The 15,927-nt window shown below is 61.9% G+C and carries 12 protein-coding genes; all 12 read right to left on the bottom strand.

Annotation, left to right across the window (positions count from 1 at the left end; genetic code table 11):
- Positions 1–60: 60 nt before the first annotated feature.
- Positions 61–564 carry an LOG family protein gene (locus tag G4C92_RS10935; protein WP_274939877.1) on the bottom strand — a complete coding sequence of 168 codons (504 nt, stop codon included), beginning with the start codon at positions 562–564 and terminating at the stop codon, positions 61–63.
- Positions 565–639: 75 nt separating this feature from the next.
- Complete coding sequence (locus G4C92_RS10930; protein WP_274939876.1) at positions 640–1,644, bottom strand: DNA-3-methyladenine glycosylase family protein; 1,005 nt, start codon at positions 1,642–1,644, stop codon at positions 640–642.
- Between the two features lie 220 nt (positions 1,645–1,864).
- The gene (locus tag G4C92_RS10925; protein WP_274939875.1) at positions 1,865–2,659 is read right to left on the bottom strand and encodes an energy-coupling factor ABC transporter ATP-binding protein; all 795 of its coding nucleotides are present in this window, start codon (positions 2,657–2,659) and stop codon (positions 1,865–1,867) included.
- Positions 2,656–3,474, bottom strand: a complete 819-nt coding sequence (locus tag G4C92_RS10920) for an energy-coupling factor transporter transmembrane component T family protein (protein ID WP_274939874.1) — start codon at positions 3,472–3,474, stop codon at positions 2,656–2,658. Before G4C92_RS10920 ends, G4C92_RS10925 begins: the two co-directional genes overlap by 4 nt.
- Positions 3,471–4,502, bottom strand: coding sequence for a cobalt transporter CbiM (cbiM, locus tag G4C92_RS10915; RefSeq protein WP_274939873.1), 1,032 nt, complete (start codon positions 4,500–4,502; stop codon positions 3,471–3,473). The genes G4C92_RS10920 and cbiM overlap by 4 nt, the downstream gene beginning before the upstream one ends.
- 137 nt (positions 4,503–4,639) lie before the next feature.
- The gene (locus G4C92_RS10910) at positions 4,640–5,482 is read right to left on the bottom strand and encodes a ComF family protein (protein WP_274939872.1); all 843 of its coding nucleotides are present in this window, start codon (positions 5,480–5,482) and stop codon (positions 4,640–4,642) included.
- Complete coding sequence (gene recD2, locus G4C92_RS10905; protein ID WP_274939871.1) at positions 5,454–7,841, bottom strand: SF1B family DNA helicase RecD2; 2,388 nt, start codon at positions 7,839–7,841, stop codon at positions 5,454–5,456. Before recD2 ends, G4C92_RS10910 begins: the two co-directional genes overlap by 29 nt.
- Before the next feature lie 17 nt (positions 7,842–7,858).
- The gene (gene mreB, locus G4C92_RS10900) at positions 7,859–8,857 is read right to left on the bottom strand and encodes a rod shape-determining protein (RefSeq protein ID WP_274939870.1); all 999 of its coding nucleotides are present in this window, start codon (positions 8,855–8,857) and stop codon (positions 7,859–7,861) included.
- Between the two features lie 110 nt (positions 8,858–8,967).
- Positions 8,968–11,832: an excinuclease ABC subunit UvrA gene (gene uvrA / locus G4C92_RS10895; RefSeq protein WP_274939869.1), complete on the bottom strand. Its 2,865-nt coding sequence runs from the start codon at positions 11,830–11,832 to the stop codon at positions 8,968–8,970.
- 9 nt (positions 11,833–11,841) lie between these two features.
- Complete coding sequence (locus G4C92_RS10890; RefSeq protein WP_274939868.1) at positions 11,842–12,834, bottom strand: NAD-dependent epimerase/dehydratase family protein; 993 nt, start codon at positions 12,832–12,834, stop codon at positions 11,842–11,844.
- 55 nt (positions 12,835–12,889) lie between these two features.
- A complete protein-coding gene (gene hemW / locus G4C92_RS10885) occupies positions 12,890–14,032 on the bottom strand; it encodes a radical SAM family heme chaperone HemW (RefSeq protein ID WP_274939867.1) in 1,143 nt (380 codons plus the stop codon).
- A complete protein-coding gene (lepA, locus tag G4C92_RS10880; protein WP_274939866.1) occupies positions 14,029–15,834 on the bottom strand; it encodes a translation elongation factor 4 in 1,806 nt (601 codons plus the stop codon). Before lepA ends, hemW begins: the two co-directional genes overlap by 4 nt.
- Positions 15,835–15,927 lie beyond the last annotated feature (93 nt).

Genomic DNA, 15,927 nt, shown 5'->3' with positions numbered 1-15,927 from the left:
TGGCGATATAACGAATTCTTTGAAACAGACAGCTTCTCCCGCCGCCGGGCCGGAGCTGTTTTAAGTATACCATATCGGACTGTTGTTGTCTGAAAATTTCGCGCCTGACCCCTCTTCCCTCATCCTGAAGAGCAGATGACGGAGATCGTCGTAGTAGCCATTCAGATTGTACAGGATGCAGGGGTCGTCCAGACGGCCCAGAGCCGCCATCGACATCACCTCCGTGATTTCCTCGAGCGTGCCCGTTCCGCCAGGGAAGGCGATAAACGCGTCTCCCAGCCCGATCATCTTCGCCTTCCGCGCGGACATATCCTCCGTCACGATCAGGCGGGTCAGTCCCTCGTACTGAACTTCCTGCTCCACAAAGAACCGGGGTTCCACCCCCGTCACTTTGGCGCCTGCCGCCAGAGCACTGGCCGCCAGACATCCCATGAGACCGGTTCCCGATCCGCCGTAGACCAGCGCGTGCCCGCTCTCGCCGATCCACCGGCCCAGCTCGGCCACGGCTTCCCGGTAGACCGGGCTGTTTCCTTCGTTCGCTCCCAGATAGACCGTGATCGTCAATGATCTGTCCTCCTTCAGTCGGTTTGTCAGCTTCCTGTCTTTCTGTTCAATTAATAACGGCATCCGGACGAAACGTCAATTTTCCTTCCGGGAGGAGCCGGACGCGGCATGCCTTCTCCTCTCCTCGCAGAACATGTACTGCTGCATCACACCCGCGTAAGGAGCGTATGAAGAAAGGGAAAAGCCCTGGGGGTAATGCGTCTCTAGCGCCCGCTTCATCCAGACGTCGACGGGAAAAGCGTTCAGCCGGTGGAATCCGAACAGCATGATGCAGGAGGCGACCTTGACGCCCACGCCCCGGATACCGAGAAGCGTCTCCATCAGCTCGCCGTCTGAGAGTGCTTCCAGCCCTCTCAGCCCGCCGTTCCCCTCCCGTAAGGACTCCGGATCCGGCCGTTCCGCGGTTCGTCCGCCGCGGTCCCGGGCCCATTCCGCCGCCGCACGGATATAGGGCATTCGGTATCCCAGCGAGCAGCTGTCAAACCCGGCCTGCCGGAAGGAGCAGAGCGGCTCCTCGCCCTCGGGCCGTCCCTCCGCCCGCGAACAGCGGAGACGGAGGATTTCCTCCGGAGTCGGGAAGCAGTATTCCGCTTCGCCGCCGCTGTCCGTACCGCTTCCCGGCCGTCCTCCGGATGCTTTCTCCGCCGTCAGAGGGCCGGAATCCGCGCGCAGTCTCCGGCCCGTCATCCGGCACAGCTTCTCGACACAGGTCCGGATCGCCGGGATGTTCTTTCGCTGGGAGATGATGAAGGTCACGGTCATCTCCCACGGATCCTGCCGGAGGATCCGGATTCCTTTGCCGCGGGCGGCGGCTTCCGTCAGGTATGCGTCCTCCGCCGGAATGGTGCGGCGGATCGCCGCATAATCCGTATCCAGATCGAAATAGCTCCGCCAGACCGTCTCGTATTCTTCCCGCGTGCACGCCAGTGTAAGCATCCGGCCATCCTGACGCGCGCGCAGCACCCGGTCAAAGGCCGCGATCCGCCACCAGCCGTCCGATTCTTCTCTCCAGCGAAAGGTCTGTCCGCTCTCCGCGATCTTTTTAAGAGAAAGCTCGCCTTTCGTATCGACTTCCATCATAGCGTCCTCCCTGCCGCGCCTTTCCGTTCCAAAGCATGCAGCCGCCCGTTCCGTCTGTTCCTTATCCGCATTGTATTCCGGCCGGAGCCATTTGCCAATCGGTTTCCGATCCGCCGGATTTCCGAAAAACCGCGGCAGCTGCGTTTCTGCAGCCGCCGCGGTTCCCGTTCCGTTTTCTTTCATGCCCCAGTCCGGTCCCTCAGATCCGGCCCCGGACGGTTCAGCCTTCCTTCTCCTCGTCATGGCTGTGATGCTCGATCCCTTCGTAAACCAGTTCCGCCTCCGAGTTTCCCGGACTGACGACGTGGCAGTGCCGGTGAGAATGATAGAATACCTGCAGCTCCTCCGCCTCATGACGGTCATTGAAGAAGATATGCCGGTCTCCCAGTTTCTCGGCCAGCTCCTCGTTGTGTGTGGCGATGATCATCGTCCGGCCCGCCTTCTTCAGCTTCAGAAGAAAACCGATCAGCCACTCCTGCGTTGGCCGGTCAAGTCCCGCCAGCGGTTCGTCCAGCACGAGAACCTCCGGGTTCATCGACAGAATGCACGCAATGGCCACCTTCTTCTTCTCTCCGCCGCTCAGATGATAGGGCGCCCGCTCCCTCAGAGAATCGATGCCGAGAAGCGTGATCACATCGTCAGTCCGGCGCTTCACCTCCGCCTCCGGAAGGCCCATCTGGGACGGTCCGAAGGCAATCTCCTCCTCGACGTTCGGACAGAAAAGCTGCACGTCCGAGTTCTGGAAAACGAATCCGACCCGCTGATGAAACCATTTCGAAAAGACGGAGTCCTTCATGCTCTGCCGCGAAATCTCCCTGCCCTCGAACCGGTAGGTTCCCTCATCCGCGAAGACCAGCCCGTTGAGCAGCCTTAACAGCGTCGACTTGCCGCACCCGTTCGGTCCCTCAAGCACGATGGTCTCACCCTTTGCGATATTAAAGGTAATGCAGCGGAGCGCGATCTGATCCTCATACGCGAAGCAGACGTCTCTGAGTTCCATGATATTTCCAGTCATGCCGCCATCCTTTCCAGATACCAGAACGCGGCCGTCACGGCTGCCGCGAGCAGTGCATACAGAAGATCCGCCCAGCGGAACCGTTTCTTTCTGATGCTGTGATACTCTCCCTCGAACCCGCGGCACTGCATCGCGCCGTACATCTCCTCCGCCATTTCCCTCGAACGGATGAAGACATGGCCGAGCACGCCGGAAAAGGATTCCTTCTTGTTCCGGTTGCGGCCGACGGACCGCAGCCGCAGCGCGGTCAGTATGTTCACGCAGAGATCGCCGAGAATCACGATGTACTTCAGCGTCAGATCAAAGGTGAAGATAAAGAGATCCGGGATATGAAACATGTGAAACGTCTCGGTCAGCCGGTTCCAGGGCGTCGTCGCCGCAAGGCAGGCGATCAGGCTGACTGAGATAAACACCTTCAGCGACACCGTCAGCATCGTGTTCGGCTGGCCCATGAATACGGCAGGCAGCATGAGCAGCATACTGAAGGCGGCCGCCGCCGCGCCGCTCCGGATGATTCTTCTCAGATATCGCCCCGGAAGGATACAGTAACGCACAAGACAGCCCGCCAGAACGCAGTAGGAAAAGAACGCGTTCCGGCTGCAGGCCGTCAGAATCAGCAGATAGAGTGTACAAAGAACCTTCACGGAAGGGCTGGTGCCTCCGATCCGGATGCTGCCGTCCTCCCGTGCATTTGACAGAATGCTCATCAGCTTGAGGAGGCTCCCCGAAATGAACCGCTCCCGGTCCTTCTTCGGCTCATATACCTCTTCCTCAAGCATCCAGTCGGGGATCTCCCCGGTCCGGGTTTCGCTCATCCGTTCGCGCTCCCGTCCAGTCTGAAATCTTTCTTTTCCCTCATCCCCGCCGCGATCAGGCGGAAGATGATGATCGCCAGCGCGACACCGATGACAGCCGATACGATATAGCCGGCGGCGTCCGGTAGCCCGGCCACCGTGTAGTCCGGCAGCAGTGAGGAAAGGCTGAATCCGTTCTTCATGCCGGAGGGCGTATAGTTCAGCGTCTTTCCTCCGCTCACGACCGACGCGATTTCATCAGCGCCCCACTCGCCCCAGGCCGTCCCTTCCGCCAGCAGTCCCAGCGGAACCAGACAGATCAGAACCGCCAGCAGAATGATCAGCGGTTTCAGTCCGGTTCTCTTCTTCAGCGAAACCGAAGCGTCGCGGAAAAGTCCCGGCGCCGTTCTCCCGACAAAGGCGCAGAGCGCTACCGTGAACACCACCTCCGCGATTCCGAATACGGTCAGATGGCCGATCATCATCGCCGGGACGGAAACGTTGAGCCCGTACGGGCAGTACAACGCCCGGCCCTCCGCGTTATGAAACAGCGCGGGCTGGATACCGAATTCCACCGCCGCAGCGAAAGCGGCCGCATTGATGCCGGCGTAGGCGCCGACCGCGGCCGGAAGATACCGGCTGTCCTTCTGTTTCATGGCATGGCGCAGCGCGCTGTAGACCCCGTACCCCACATAGGGAAGAAGGAACGCCATATTGAAGCAGTTCGCGCCCAGCGCCAGCACGCCTCCGTCACCGAACAGAAGCGCCTGGATCGCCAGCGCGATCGTGATGGACATGCATGCCGCATCGGGACCGAGCAGGATCGCGACCAGCGTGCCGCCGACCGCGTGGCCTGTCGTGCCGCCCGGAAGCGGGACGTTGAACATCATCGCGACGAAGGAAAACGCCGCGGCCACGCCAAGAAGCGGCATCTTCGCCTTCGGGATCTCATATCGGACCTTTTTCACCGCGTGGGTCCATACGGGAACCATCGCGGCCGTCATCACCGCGCAGGTCTGGGGACTCAGATAGTTTTCGGGAATATGCATGGAAATTCTCCTTCCGTTTTTCTTTTCCGACGATCATCATACCGGAAGGCGCCTCTCGGCGGAAGCCTCTCGGGGGGTTATTCCGCGCCGGCCGGAGCAGAACGGAAGGCAATTCTTCGCCGCGGCTCTTCCTCCGCTCAGAGACGCCCGGACGATCCGGCTCCCGTGCAGAGTGTCAGGAAATACACCTCGCGGGCGCCGCCGGCCCGCAGCGCCTCCGCGCAGGCGTCGACTGTGGCGCCTGTGGTGAAAATATCGTCAATCAGAAGGACCCGGCGCGGCGCCGTCCGCCCGGGCGCAAGAGAAAACGCGCCGCGGATGTTCTCCCTCCGTTCCCCGGCGTCCAGCGCTTTCATCGCTTTTGTCCGTCCTGTGCGGAGCAGCAGTTTTTCATCCATCGGCAGCCGGTTTCCCTCCGCCACAGGTCCGGCCAGCAGGGCGGCCTGATTGTATCCTCTCTGCCGGAGCCGGTCCGCGTGAAGCGGAACCGGGATCACGACATCCGGTTTCCACAGATCCACCCGGTCGCGGGTACCCAGAAAGAGCAGGCGTCCGAGCACGGAGCCGTATTCCCGCCGGCGCTTGTATTTAAAGGCCGCGATCGACTCCCGCATCACATCGTCATAGAGATAGAGCCCCATTCCCTGTGAGAAGGCGTGCTTCGTCCGAAGGCAGTCCCCGCAGTACGGTTCGTCCTCCGGCACCGGCCGGCCGCAGATCCGGCAGCGCCGGGAGCGGATCACCGGCAGGCGCGGCATGCATTCCCTGCAGATGACGCCTCGTTTCGGCGCGATGCCGTGACAGACCGGGCATCGCGGCGGATAAAGAAGATCAAGCAGGGGATCGTACCATTTCTCTTTCACGCAGTTCACCGCCTTCCTGCAGAGAGTAAGGATGCCGCCGCTGCCGCGGAACGCTGTGCCGGACAGATCCGGCGGCTGTGCGCCGCCTTCAGAACGGCGGTTCGTACAGCAGGTCATCCGCCTCTCTTCCCGGCTGTCCGGAAAGCGGCATCTCCTCTTTCGTACCTGCTGCCGTGCTCTCCGGCTGTCCGGAAAACGGCGTCTCCTCCGGCCGTCCCGGCGGGCCGCAGGGCATCGGATCCTCCGCGCCCTCCGGCCCGCTGACCAGTTCCCGGATCCGGACGTCGAGGGAGGTGTAGCGATGCTCCTCGGACTCGTTTCCGATCATGCCGCGCACCGTCTCCTCGCTTCCGAGGATCACGACACAGCTCCTTGCCCTTGTCACCGCCGTGTAGAGGAGATTCCGCGTCATCAGAAGACGCGGGCCGGTGAGCAGCGGCAGAATCACGGCCGGGTACTCGCTGCCCTGGGCCTTGTGGATCGTCACGGCATAAGCGAGCTCCAGCTCCTCCAGCGCCCCGTAGGGATACTCGACAAAGCGTCCTTCGTCAAATTCGATCTCCAGGCACTGACCCGCATCGCTGATGGAACGGATCACGCCCATATCTCCGTTGAATATGCCGTCCCCGCTGTCCGTCCGCACGCCGTTCCGGCCGCGGACCTCCCAGCCCAGCTGATAATTGTTCTTCGTCTGCATGACCTTGTCGCCCACCCGGAACAGATGATCGCCGAAGATTTTTTCCGCCTTCCGTTCGGACGGCGGATTAAGATAGCGCTGCAGGATTCCGTTCAGGCGTTCGACGCCCAGCGGTCCCTTGCGCATCGGGCAGAGCACCTGAATATCATACGGCTTCGCGTCAACATAGGGCGGAAGCTTCCGGCTGACAAGCTCGATGATGCCGCTGATGATCCGGTTCACATCGCTGCGGCGGAGAAAAAAGAAGTCGCGGCTCCGGTTGTCAAGCGAGATCTGCTCGCCCCGGTTGATCCGGTGGGCGTTGACGACGATATCAGAGCGTTCCGCCTGACGGAAAATCCGGTCCAGCCGCACGCAGGGAAAGGCCTCCGAGGCGATGATGTCCTTCAGCACCGCGCCCGGACCCACGGACGGAAGCTGGTCCACATCGCCCACGAGGATCAGCCTCGTACCGACCGCCACGGCGGACAGCAGGGCATGCATCAGAAAGATATCCACCATCGACATCTCGTCGATGATAACGACGTCCGCCTCGAGCGGATTCGTCTCATTGCGGTCAAAGGTCACGCTTTCCGGCGAATCCTCCGCCGGCGAAGTCACCTCCAGCATCCGGTGAATCGTCGACGCCTCGTACCCGGTAGTCTCCGTCATGCGCTTCGCCGCGCGTCCTGTGGGCGCCGCCAGCAGGACGGAAGCCCGTTTTCTCCGAAAGTAGCGGATCAGCTCGTTGATCGTGGTCGTCTTGCCGGTACCCGGCCCGCCGGTCAGCACCAACACGCCGTTCATCGCTGCGCCGATCACCGCCTCCCGCTGGCGCTCGTCCAGCACGATCCGGCCGTCCTCTTCCAGCGCGTCCACATCCTTCTCCGCCGCCTCCCGGGTGACGCCGGACGGCTCGCAGAGATCCAGCAGCATCCGCGCGCAGCTGAGCTCCAGATGATAATAGCTCCCCGCGTAGACGATTGGCTGCCCGTCATTCTCCTTCCGCACGACCTTCCGCTCGAAGCAGAGCCCGGTGAGTTCATGCCGCACCTGCTCTCCGTCCACACTGAGGAGGGACACGGCGCGGCTCATCAGCTGTTCCTCGGGGAGGTACACGCTGCCTTCTCCGGCAGCCGCGGCCAGCACGTAGAGAAGACCGCTCCGGATCCGGTAACCGGATCCCGCGTCGATCCCGATCTCCCGGGCCAGCCGGTCTGCCGTCAGGAATCCGATTCCGTCGATATCCTCCGCGAGACGGTAAGGGTTGGTCCGGAGGATTTCATACATATTCTCCCCGTAGGTCTTGTAGATCCGGATGCCCATCCGGAGTGAAATCTCATACCGGCTGAGAAAAAGCATCGCTTTGCGCATATCGGACTGCTCCGCCGCCTGTCCGCCGATCTCTCTGGCCTTCCGCTCGCTGATGCCCTTCACTTCGGCCAGCCGCTCCGGCTCTTCCTCGACAATCCGCAGCGTATCGTTTCCGAAACGCTTCACAATCCGTTTCGCCAGCGCCGCGCCGATGCCGCGGATCGCGCCGGAGGCAAGATAGCTCTCGATCGCGTCCGCCGTATCCGGCTCATGGTATGTAAACGAGTCGATCCGGAACTGACGCCCGTAGGCCGCATGCTCCGTGTAAGCGCCCTCGGCTTCGATGCCGGTCCCTTCGCGGAGCCCGGCGAGATAGCCGACACAGGTGATCTCGCCCTCTTCTCCGCGCAGCGTACAGACTGTGTAGCCGTTGTCCTCGTTGCGATAGATGACATGCTCTATCACGCCTGTGATGCGCTCCTGCATGATCCCCCTTTCATCCGTCAGAAATCGATGCGTCCGAGCCGGTCCATCAGCTCGCAGTAGAGTCCCGTACCCACGGCCACGCACTCGGAAGGATTCTCCGCTACCATCGTGTTGATGCCGGTTCTCTCCTCTAAAAGCTCCGTCAGACCGTCCAGCAGGGCACCGCCGCCGGTCAGCACGATCCCGCGCGTCGTGATGTCCGCCGCCAGCTCCGGCGAAGTCTTCTCCAGCACGCCGTGGACCGCGTCGGCAATCCGTGACGTGCTGTCCTCAAGGGCCTCGCGGATCTCCTCGGATGTGATGGAGGCCGTCTTCTCAAGTCCGGTGAGAACGTTCCGTCCGTTGATCTGAATCGTCTCGACCTTCGGCCGCTTGAAGCAGGTACCGACACGGATCTTGACATCCTCCACCTGATCGTTGTCGATGAAAAGGTTGTGGTCCCGGCGGATCGCCCGGGCGATCTGCTCGTTGAAGGCCGCGCCCGCGATCCTCAGGGAATCCGAGATCACCGGCGCGCCGATCGAAAGCACCGCGATGTCCGTCGTGCCGCCGCCGATGTCCACGACAAGATTGCCCACCGGCTTGGTGATGTCGATGCCGGCCCCGATCGCCGCCGCCACCGTTTCCTCTACGATCACCACGTCCCGCGCGCCCGCTTGATACGCGGCTTCCTCCACCGCCCGTCTTTCCACTGCGGTGGCGCCGCTCGGGAGGCAGAGGGAGATGTTCGGCTTGCGGATCATGTTGCGGCCGATCGCCGCCTGAATATAGTACCGGAGCATCTGCTCCGTCACCTGAAAATCCGAAATCGTGCCGTTCCGGAACGGCCGGATCGCCACGATGTTTCCCTTGTTGTGCGCGACCAGCTGCCGCGCCTCCTCACCGAAGGCAACGATATGATCGCGTTCCTTGTCATAGGCGACGATCGTCGGCTCATGGATGATCACGCCCTTCCCCTTGTACCAGACGACCATATCGCTGGTGCCCATATCGATTCCGATATCCGTAAATGCCATAACCCGCTCCCTGTCTTTCCGATGAACACGGCCGCCGCGCCTCAGACGCGGAGCCGGTTTTCAATCCTCCCCCGGGCATCCGCCTTTTGCGGACCGGTGCGCGCTTCCGCTCATCCCGCGTCTTCCTCCGGCGTCCTGTTCCTGTCCCGCTCCAGATACGGCCTTAAATATTTTCCTGTCCATGACCCGGGCACCTCTGTGATTTCCTCCGGCGTGCCCTCGGCGATCACGGTGCCGCCTCCATCGCCGCCCTCCGGTCCCATGTCGATGATGTAATCCGCCGTCTTGATGACATCCAGATTGTGCTCGATCACGACGAGTGTATTTCCCTGATCCCGGAGACGCTGAAGGATTCCGATCAGCTTCCGGACATCCTCGAAATGCAGTCCGGTCGTCGGCTCATCGAGGATGTAGATCGTGCGGCCGGTTGCCTTTTTCGAGAGCTCCGCGGCCAGCTTGATCCGCTGGGCCTCCCCGCCCGACAGCTGGGTCGAGGGCTGGCCGAGACGGATATAGTCAAGTCCCACGTCATGAAGCGTCTGCAGTTTCCTCCGGATCCTCGGTACCTTGTCGAAGAAGGCCAGCGCCTCCTCCACCGTCATATTGAGCACGTCGTAGATGCTCTTTCCCTTGTAGAGAACTTCCAGCGTCTCCCGGTTGTACCGGTGCCCGTGACAGACCTCGCAGGGCACATAGACGTCCGGCAGAAAATTCATCTCGATCTTGATGATGCCGTCGCCCTGACAAGCCTCGCAGCGGCCGCCTTTTACGTTGAAGGAAAACCGTCCCTTCGTGTAGCCGCGCATCTTCGCGTCGGTTGTCGATGCGAAGAGATCCCGGATCATGTCGAACACGCCGGTATAGGTCGCCGGATTGGACCGGGGCGTGCGGCCGATGGGGCTCTGATCGATGTTGATCACCTTGTCCAGTTCTTCGGTTCCCTCGATGGACCGGTACGGTCCCGGCACCACCAGCGCCCGGTTCAGTTTTCTCGCGAGCGCCTTGTAGAGCACCTCGTTGACCAGCGAGCTCTTGCCGGATCCGGAGACACCCGTGACGCAGGTAAAGACGCCGAGCGGAATCCGCACGTCGACGTTCTTCAGATTGTTGGCCGCCGCGCCCCGGACCGTGAGGAAGCGCTCCGCCTTTTTCCGCTCCTCCGGAACGGCGATCCGCTTCTTTCCGCTCAGGTACTGGCCCGTGACGGATTCCGGACATTTCATCAGGTCCTCCGCCGTGCCCATCGCCACCAGTCTGCCGCCGTGCTCGCCGGCGCCCGGACCGATGTCCACGACACAGTCCGCCGCCCGGATCGTGTCCTCGTCATGCTCCACGACGATCAGAGAATTGCCCAGATCCCGGAGATGGCGAAGCGTCGCCAGCAGCTTGTCGTTGTCCCGCTGGTGCAGTCCGATGCTGGGCTCATCCAGAATGTAGGCCACGCCCACGAGTCCGGAGCCGATCTGGGTCGCCAGCCGGATCCGCTGGGCCTCGCCGCCCGAGAGCGTCGCGGTCGCCCGGGAAAGCGTCAGATAATCGAGTCCCACATCACGGAGGAAGGTGACGCGGGCCCGGATCTCCTTCAGAATCTGCGCGCCGATCCGCTGCTGCTGATCCGTAAGCTCAAGACCGCTTACTGTCTCCAGCAGCTTTGTCACCGGAAGCTCCGTCATCTCGATGATGCTTTTTCCGCCTACCGTGACTGCCAGCGAGGAGGGCTTGAGCCTCTGGCCGTGGCAGACGGGGCAGGGCGTAATCTGCATGAATTTCTCATATTCCTGCTTTGATGCCTCGGAATACGTCTCGCGGTACCGCCTCTGCACGTTGCGGATCAGCCCTTCGAAGGCGACATCGTAGTCACCGACGCCCCGCTGGCCCTGATAGTGGACGCTGACTTCACGGCCGTTGGTGCCATAGATCAGCATTTTCCGAACGGAAGAAGGCAGCTCGCCAAACGGCGTATCCAGACTGAAACCGTAGGCCTCGGCCAGCGCAGTGAGCAGCGCGTGCGTAAAGCTCTTCGCATCCGGCGCGCTCTGCCATCCCATCACGGCGATGCAGCCCTGGTTCAGAGACAGCGTCGGATCCGGGATCATCAGGTCCGGATCAAATTCCATCTTGTATCCGAGTCCCGTGCATTCCGGGCAGGCGCCGTACGGATTGTTGAACGAGAAACTCCGGGGCTCGATTTCCTCGATGCTGATGCCGCAGTCCGGGCAGGCGAAATTCGAGCTGAGGGAGATCGTGCGGCCGTCCATCGTGTCGACCAGAAGCAGCCCGTTTGTCAGTCCCAGCACGGTTTCGATGGAATCCGTAAGTCTTTTTTCGATGCCCGGCTTCACAACCAGCCTGTCAACGATAATCTCAATATTGTGCTTCTGATTCTTGTCGAGCTCGATCTTTTCGGTCAGCTCATACTGATTCCCGTCCACCATCACACGGACATAGCCGCTCTTCTTCGCCTGCTCGAAGGTCTTCTCATGGCGGCCCTTCCGTCCTCTCACAACCGGCGCCAGCAGCTGGATCCTCGTCCGCTCCGGCAGCGTCATGATCTGGTCCACCATCTGGTCCACGCTCTGCCTCCGGATCTCCCGTCCGCAGTTCGGGCAGTGGGGCACGCCGATCCGGGCGTAAAGCAGCCGGAAGTAGTCGTAGATCTCCGTCACCGTCCCCACCGTGGAACGGGGGTTCCGGTTGGTCGTCTTCTGGTCGATGGAAATCGCGGGCGGAAGCCCCTCGATGCTCTCGACGTCCGGCTTTTCCATCTGCCCGAGGAACTGTCTTGCGTAGGAGGACAGTGACTCCATGTAGCGCCTCTGCCCCTCCGCGTAAATCGTGTCAAATGCCAGCGAGCTCTTTCCCGATCCGGAAAGCCCCGTGAACACAACCAGCTCATTTCGCGGAATATCCACATCAAGATGCTTCAGGTTGTTCTCATTCGCTCCGCGAATCCGTATATATTTCTGATCCGTCATGTACTGCCGTCACACTTCCTCTTGCTGAATCCTCTTTGCTTCCGCCTGCCGCCGGATCTGTTCCGCTGTCCGCCGCGCCCCCTCCGCAAGGGACACCTCCGGTCTCCAGCCGAGATCCCGCTCCGTCTCACGGATATCGGCCGCAAGGTACATAACCTGACGCGGGCTGTAGGGAATTTCTCCGAATCCGACCGCGGCGCCCGGACTCACGGCGTCGCGGATCGTCTCGATCTGGCTCCGCAGCGTCCGCGCCTCGCCCGAGGCGATCAGATACGTCCTCCCGTCCGCGCCCCGCTCCGCTGCGGCGAGCAGCGCGCGGGCCGCGTCGCCGGAATAAAGCAGGTCCCAGATCTGCCCGCCCGCCGTGGTCAGGGGCTTCTCTCCCTCAAGGAGGGATGTGATCAGCGAGGTCACCAGCGTGCGCGGACCGTCGCCGGGTCCGTATACGCTGAGGATCCTCGTCCAGACATGCCGGATTCCTTCGCGCCTGCATAGAAGCCGTGTCATCCGGCCGGCCGCCAGTTTGCCGATGCCGTAGGCGGACTCCGGCCGCTCCGGCGTATCGGGCTCAAGCGGTGCGCTCACCCGGCCGTACTCGGCCTGTGAGCCGGCGCCGACAAACACCCGGCAGCCGAGCCGCCGGGCAAGCCGGACCGCATCCAGGGCATAGCGGATATTCTCCGTATGGATATCCGGATCCTCGCGGGACGGCCCCTTTGTGCCGGCCCACCCGAGATGAAAGAACGCGTCCCATCCGCCCTCCTCCGGCGGTACGAAGGACCCGAGCGCCTCCAGCGGGCAGTCCGCCGTCGTAAGAAGCGGATCCTCCGGCAGATGATTCCGGTTCGGTGAATCCGGACGGACCAGCGCCAGCACACGGATACCGCGGCGGACCAGCTCCGCGGCCAGCGCGCTGCCCACCACGCCCGTCGCTCCGGTCACCACGGCTCCGCGGACCGCAAGATGCGGCTGCTCCTGTTTTTCTTCCCGATTCCCCGGCATATGCGTCTCCTCCGATTTCTCTCCGGCACGTCCGGCGCCGGCGGATGCATGTTCCTCAGTCCAGCAGAAACTCCGCCAGCACCTCGTTGCTGATATCGATTCCGTAATCCGTGAGGCGGAAGCGGCCCCGCCCGTCCCCGGTCATGAGTCCTTCGCGCTCCAGCTTCCGGATCACATCGCCGTACACATCGGCAAGCGAAAGAGCGAACGCGTGCCGGAACGCCTCTTCGGTGATGCCGTCCGTCATTCTCAGTCCGAGAAACATGAATTCCTCGATCTCCGATTTCCGGTCCAGTCTTTCCACATCCCTCAGAATGGCTTCCGGCGAGGCCGAACCGTCAAGATATGTCTTCAGACTCCGGGTGTTCCGCCAGCGGGTCTCATCCATCAGCGAAGCCGCCCCCAGTCCGAGACCGAGATACTCCCCCCGCCGCCAGTAACGGATATTGTGGCGGCAGGCAAAGCCCTCCCGCGCGTAGTTGGAAATTTCGTACCGGCGGAATCCCGCCGCTGCCAGTATCTCTCCGGTCCGGGCGTACATGCGCCGTTCCGTACCCTCATCCGGCAGAGGAAGACGGCCCTCCTTCCGCATTGCGGCGAAGGGCGTACCCTCCTCTACGATCAGGCTGTAGGCGCTGATATGCTCCGGTCTGAGCGACAGAGCGTGGATGAGCGTCTTCTCCCAGCTTTCCTCCGTCTGATCCGGCAGCCCGGACATCAGGTCCAGATTCAGATTGTTCACGCCCGCCATCCGAAGCCGTTCCACGCTCCGGTCCGCCTCCGAAGCCGTATGGATCCTCCCCAGAAACGCCAGTTCGCGGTCGTCGAAGGACTGAACGCCCAGACTGACCCGGCTGACCTCCTCCCGGATCAGCTCCATCAGAGGTTCCGTCACAGTCCCCGGGTTGACCTCCATCGTGATCTCCGCGCCGGGCGCGATCCGGAAGGTCTCGCGGAGCACCTCAAAAATCCGGCGGAGATGCGGAACCGGCATCACCGACGGCGTGCCGCCGCCGAGAAAGACGCTGTCCACCTCCCGGTCCCGGAGTGCGCCGCCGTACGCGCGGATCTCCCGGATCAGGGCCGCCGCGTACCGTCCTTTGGTTTCCTCATCCGAGGGGAACGAAAGGAAATCGCAGTACCGGCACTTTCTCACGCAGAACGGGAAATGCAGATAAAGGCCGATTCCGTTCATCATTCCTCGTCCAGTCTGAGCACGTTGAGGAAGGCCTCCTTCGGCACCTGCACGCTGCCGATCTCACGCATCTTCTTCTTGCCTTCCTTCTGCTTTTCCAGCAGCTTCTTTTTTCGGGAAATATCACCGCCGTAGCATTTCGCCAGCACATCCTTCCGGACCTGGCGCACCGTCTCGCGGGCGATGATCTTCGAGCCGATCGCCGCCTGGATCGGAATATCGAAGAGCTGCCGCGGGATCTCCTTCTTCAGCTTCGCGCACATCTGGGAACCGCGGGCATAGGCGTTGGGCGCGTAGACGATGAAGGACAGCGCGTCCACCGGTTCATGGTTCACGAGAATATCCAGTCTGGTCAGATCACTTCTCTCATAGCCGTCAAAGGTGTAGTCGAAAGACGCGTAGCCCCGGGAGCGGCTCTTGAGCGCGTCGAAGAAATCATAGATGATCTCGTTGAGCGGCATCCGGTATTTGAGGACAGCGCGGGTCGTCTCGACGTACTCCGTGGACTCATAGACGCCCCGGCGCTCCTGGCAGAGCGTCATGATCGGCCCGATGTACTCGGTCGTCAGCATGATCTCCGCCTGCACCATCGGCTCCTCCATGTAGTCGATCTCCGACGGATCCGGCAGATTGGACGGATTGGTGAGATCGATCACATCCCCGTTGGTCTTGTGGACCTTGTAGATCACGCTCGGCGCCGTCGTGATCAGGTCAAGATCATACTCTCTCTCCAGCCGCTCCTGAACCACATCCAGATGGAGCAGACCGAGAAAGCCGCAGCGGAACCCGAATCCCAGCGCCTGGGACGTCTCCGGCTCATACTGAAGCGCCGCGTCGTTCAGCTGGAGTTTCTCCAGCGCGTCGCGCAGATCCGGGTACTTCGGCGTCTCCGCCGGGTAGATGCCGCAGTAGACCATCGGCTGAGGCTCCTTGTAGCCCGGCAGCGCCTCGGCGCAGGGGCGCTCTGCGTCCGTCACCGTGTCGCCGACCCGCGTGAGGCGCATCTCTTTGATGCTCGCCTCGAGGTAGCCCACCGTGCCGGCTGTCAGTTCATCGGTCGGAATGAATTTTCCCGCCCCGAAGATACCGACCTCCGTCACCTCGAACTCCGCGCCGGTCGCCATCATGCGGACCTTCGAGCCCTTCCTCACGGACCCGTCGAAAATCCGCATGAAGACGATCACGCCGCGGTAGCTGTCGTAGAGCGAATCGAAGATCAGCGCCTTCAGCGGTCCGTCCGGGTCGCCGGAGGGCGCAGGAAGCTGGTGCACGATCGCCTCGAGCACCTCATGGACGTTGAGCCCCGTCTTCGCCGAGATGCGCGGCGCGTTCTCCGTATCCAGACCGATGATATCCTCGATCTCCTTCGCGGTCTCGTCCGGCTGCGCGCTCGGGAGATCGATCTTGTTGATGACCGGAAGGATCTCCAGATCGTGATCAAGCGCGAGATACACGTTGCCCAGCGTCTGGGCCTCCACGCCCTGAGTGGCGTCCACTACCAGCACCGCGCCGTCGCAGGCGGCGAGGCTCCGTGAGACCTCATAATTGAAGTCCACATGCCCCGGCGTATCGATCAGGTTGAAGACATACTCCTCCCCGTCGTCCGCACGGTACACCGTGCGGACGGTCTGGGCCTTGATCGTGATGCCCCTCTCGCGTTCGAGATCCATGTTGTCCAGCACCTGATCCTGCATCTCCCGCTCGGTGAGCAGGCCCGTCATCTCGATGATGCGGTCCGCCAGCGTGCTTTTCCCGTGATCGATGTGCGCGATAATGCAGAAATTGCGGATTTTGCTCTGATCCATCGTTCCTCTCCGTGCCGTCCGTGCGGCCTGACTTCCTTATAAGCCTCTGACAGGCTGTGCTCCGTCTATACTATCAGAAGCCCCTGTGAAATT

The sequence above is a fragment of the Chordicoccus furentiruminis genome (assembly GCF_019355395.1).
Taxonomy (GTDB): Bacteria; Bacillota; Clostridia; order Lachnospirales; family Lachnospiraceae; genus Chordicoccus; species Chordicoccus furentiruminis.
Note: the sequence above shows the minus strand (reverse complement) of the source record. Positions and strands in the feature narration are given on the sequence as shown.

What these genes read in the sequence shown, in the direction of transcription:
- G4C92_RS10920 (WP_274939874.1), bottom strand. Translation starts at nt 3,474, where the DNA reads ATGAGCGAAACCCGGACCGGGGAGATCCCCGACTGGATGCTTGAGGAA.
- recD2 (WP_274939871.1), bottom strand. Translation starts at nt 7,841, where the DNA reads ATGCAGGAGCGCATCACAGGCGTGATAGAGCATGTCATCTATCGCAAC.
- G4C92_RS10930 (WP_274939876.1), bottom strand. Translation starts at nt 1,644, where the DNA reads ATGATGGAAGTCGATACGAAAGGCGAGCTTTCTCTTAAAAAGATCGCG.
- cbiM (WP_274939873.1), bottom strand. Translation starts at nt 4,502, where the DNA reads ATGCATATTCCCGAAAACTATCTGAGTCCCCAGACCTGCGCGGTGATG.
- G4C92_RS10890 (WP_274939868.1), bottom strand. Translation starts at nt 12,834, where the DNA reads ATGCCGGGGAATCGGGAAGAAAAACAGGAGCAGCCGCATCTTGCGGTC.
- uvrA (WP_274939869.1), bottom strand. Translation starts at nt 11,832, where the DNA reads ATGACGGATCAGAAATATATACGGATTCGCGGAGCGAATGAGAACAAC.
- G4C92_RS10910 (WP_274939872.1), bottom strand. Translation starts at nt 5,482, where the DNA reads ATGACCTGCTGTACGAACCGCCGTTCTGAAGGCGGCGCACAGCCGCCG.
- mreB (WP_274939870.1), bottom strand. Translation starts at nt 8,857, where the DNA reads ATGGCATTTACGGATATCGGAATCGATATGGGCACCAGCGATATGGTC.
- lepA (WP_274939866.1), bottom strand. Translation starts at nt 15,834, where the DNA reads ATGGATCAGAGCAAAATCCGCAATTTCTGCATTATCGCGCACATCGAT.
- hemW (WP_274939867.1), bottom strand. Translation starts at nt 14,032, where the DNA reads ATGATGAACGGAATCGGCCTTTATCTGCATTTCCCGTTCTGCGTGAGA.
- G4C92_RS10925 (WP_274939875.1), bottom strand. Translation starts at nt 2,659, where the DNA reads ATGACTGGAAATATCATGGAACTCAGAGACGTCTGCTTCGCGTATGAG.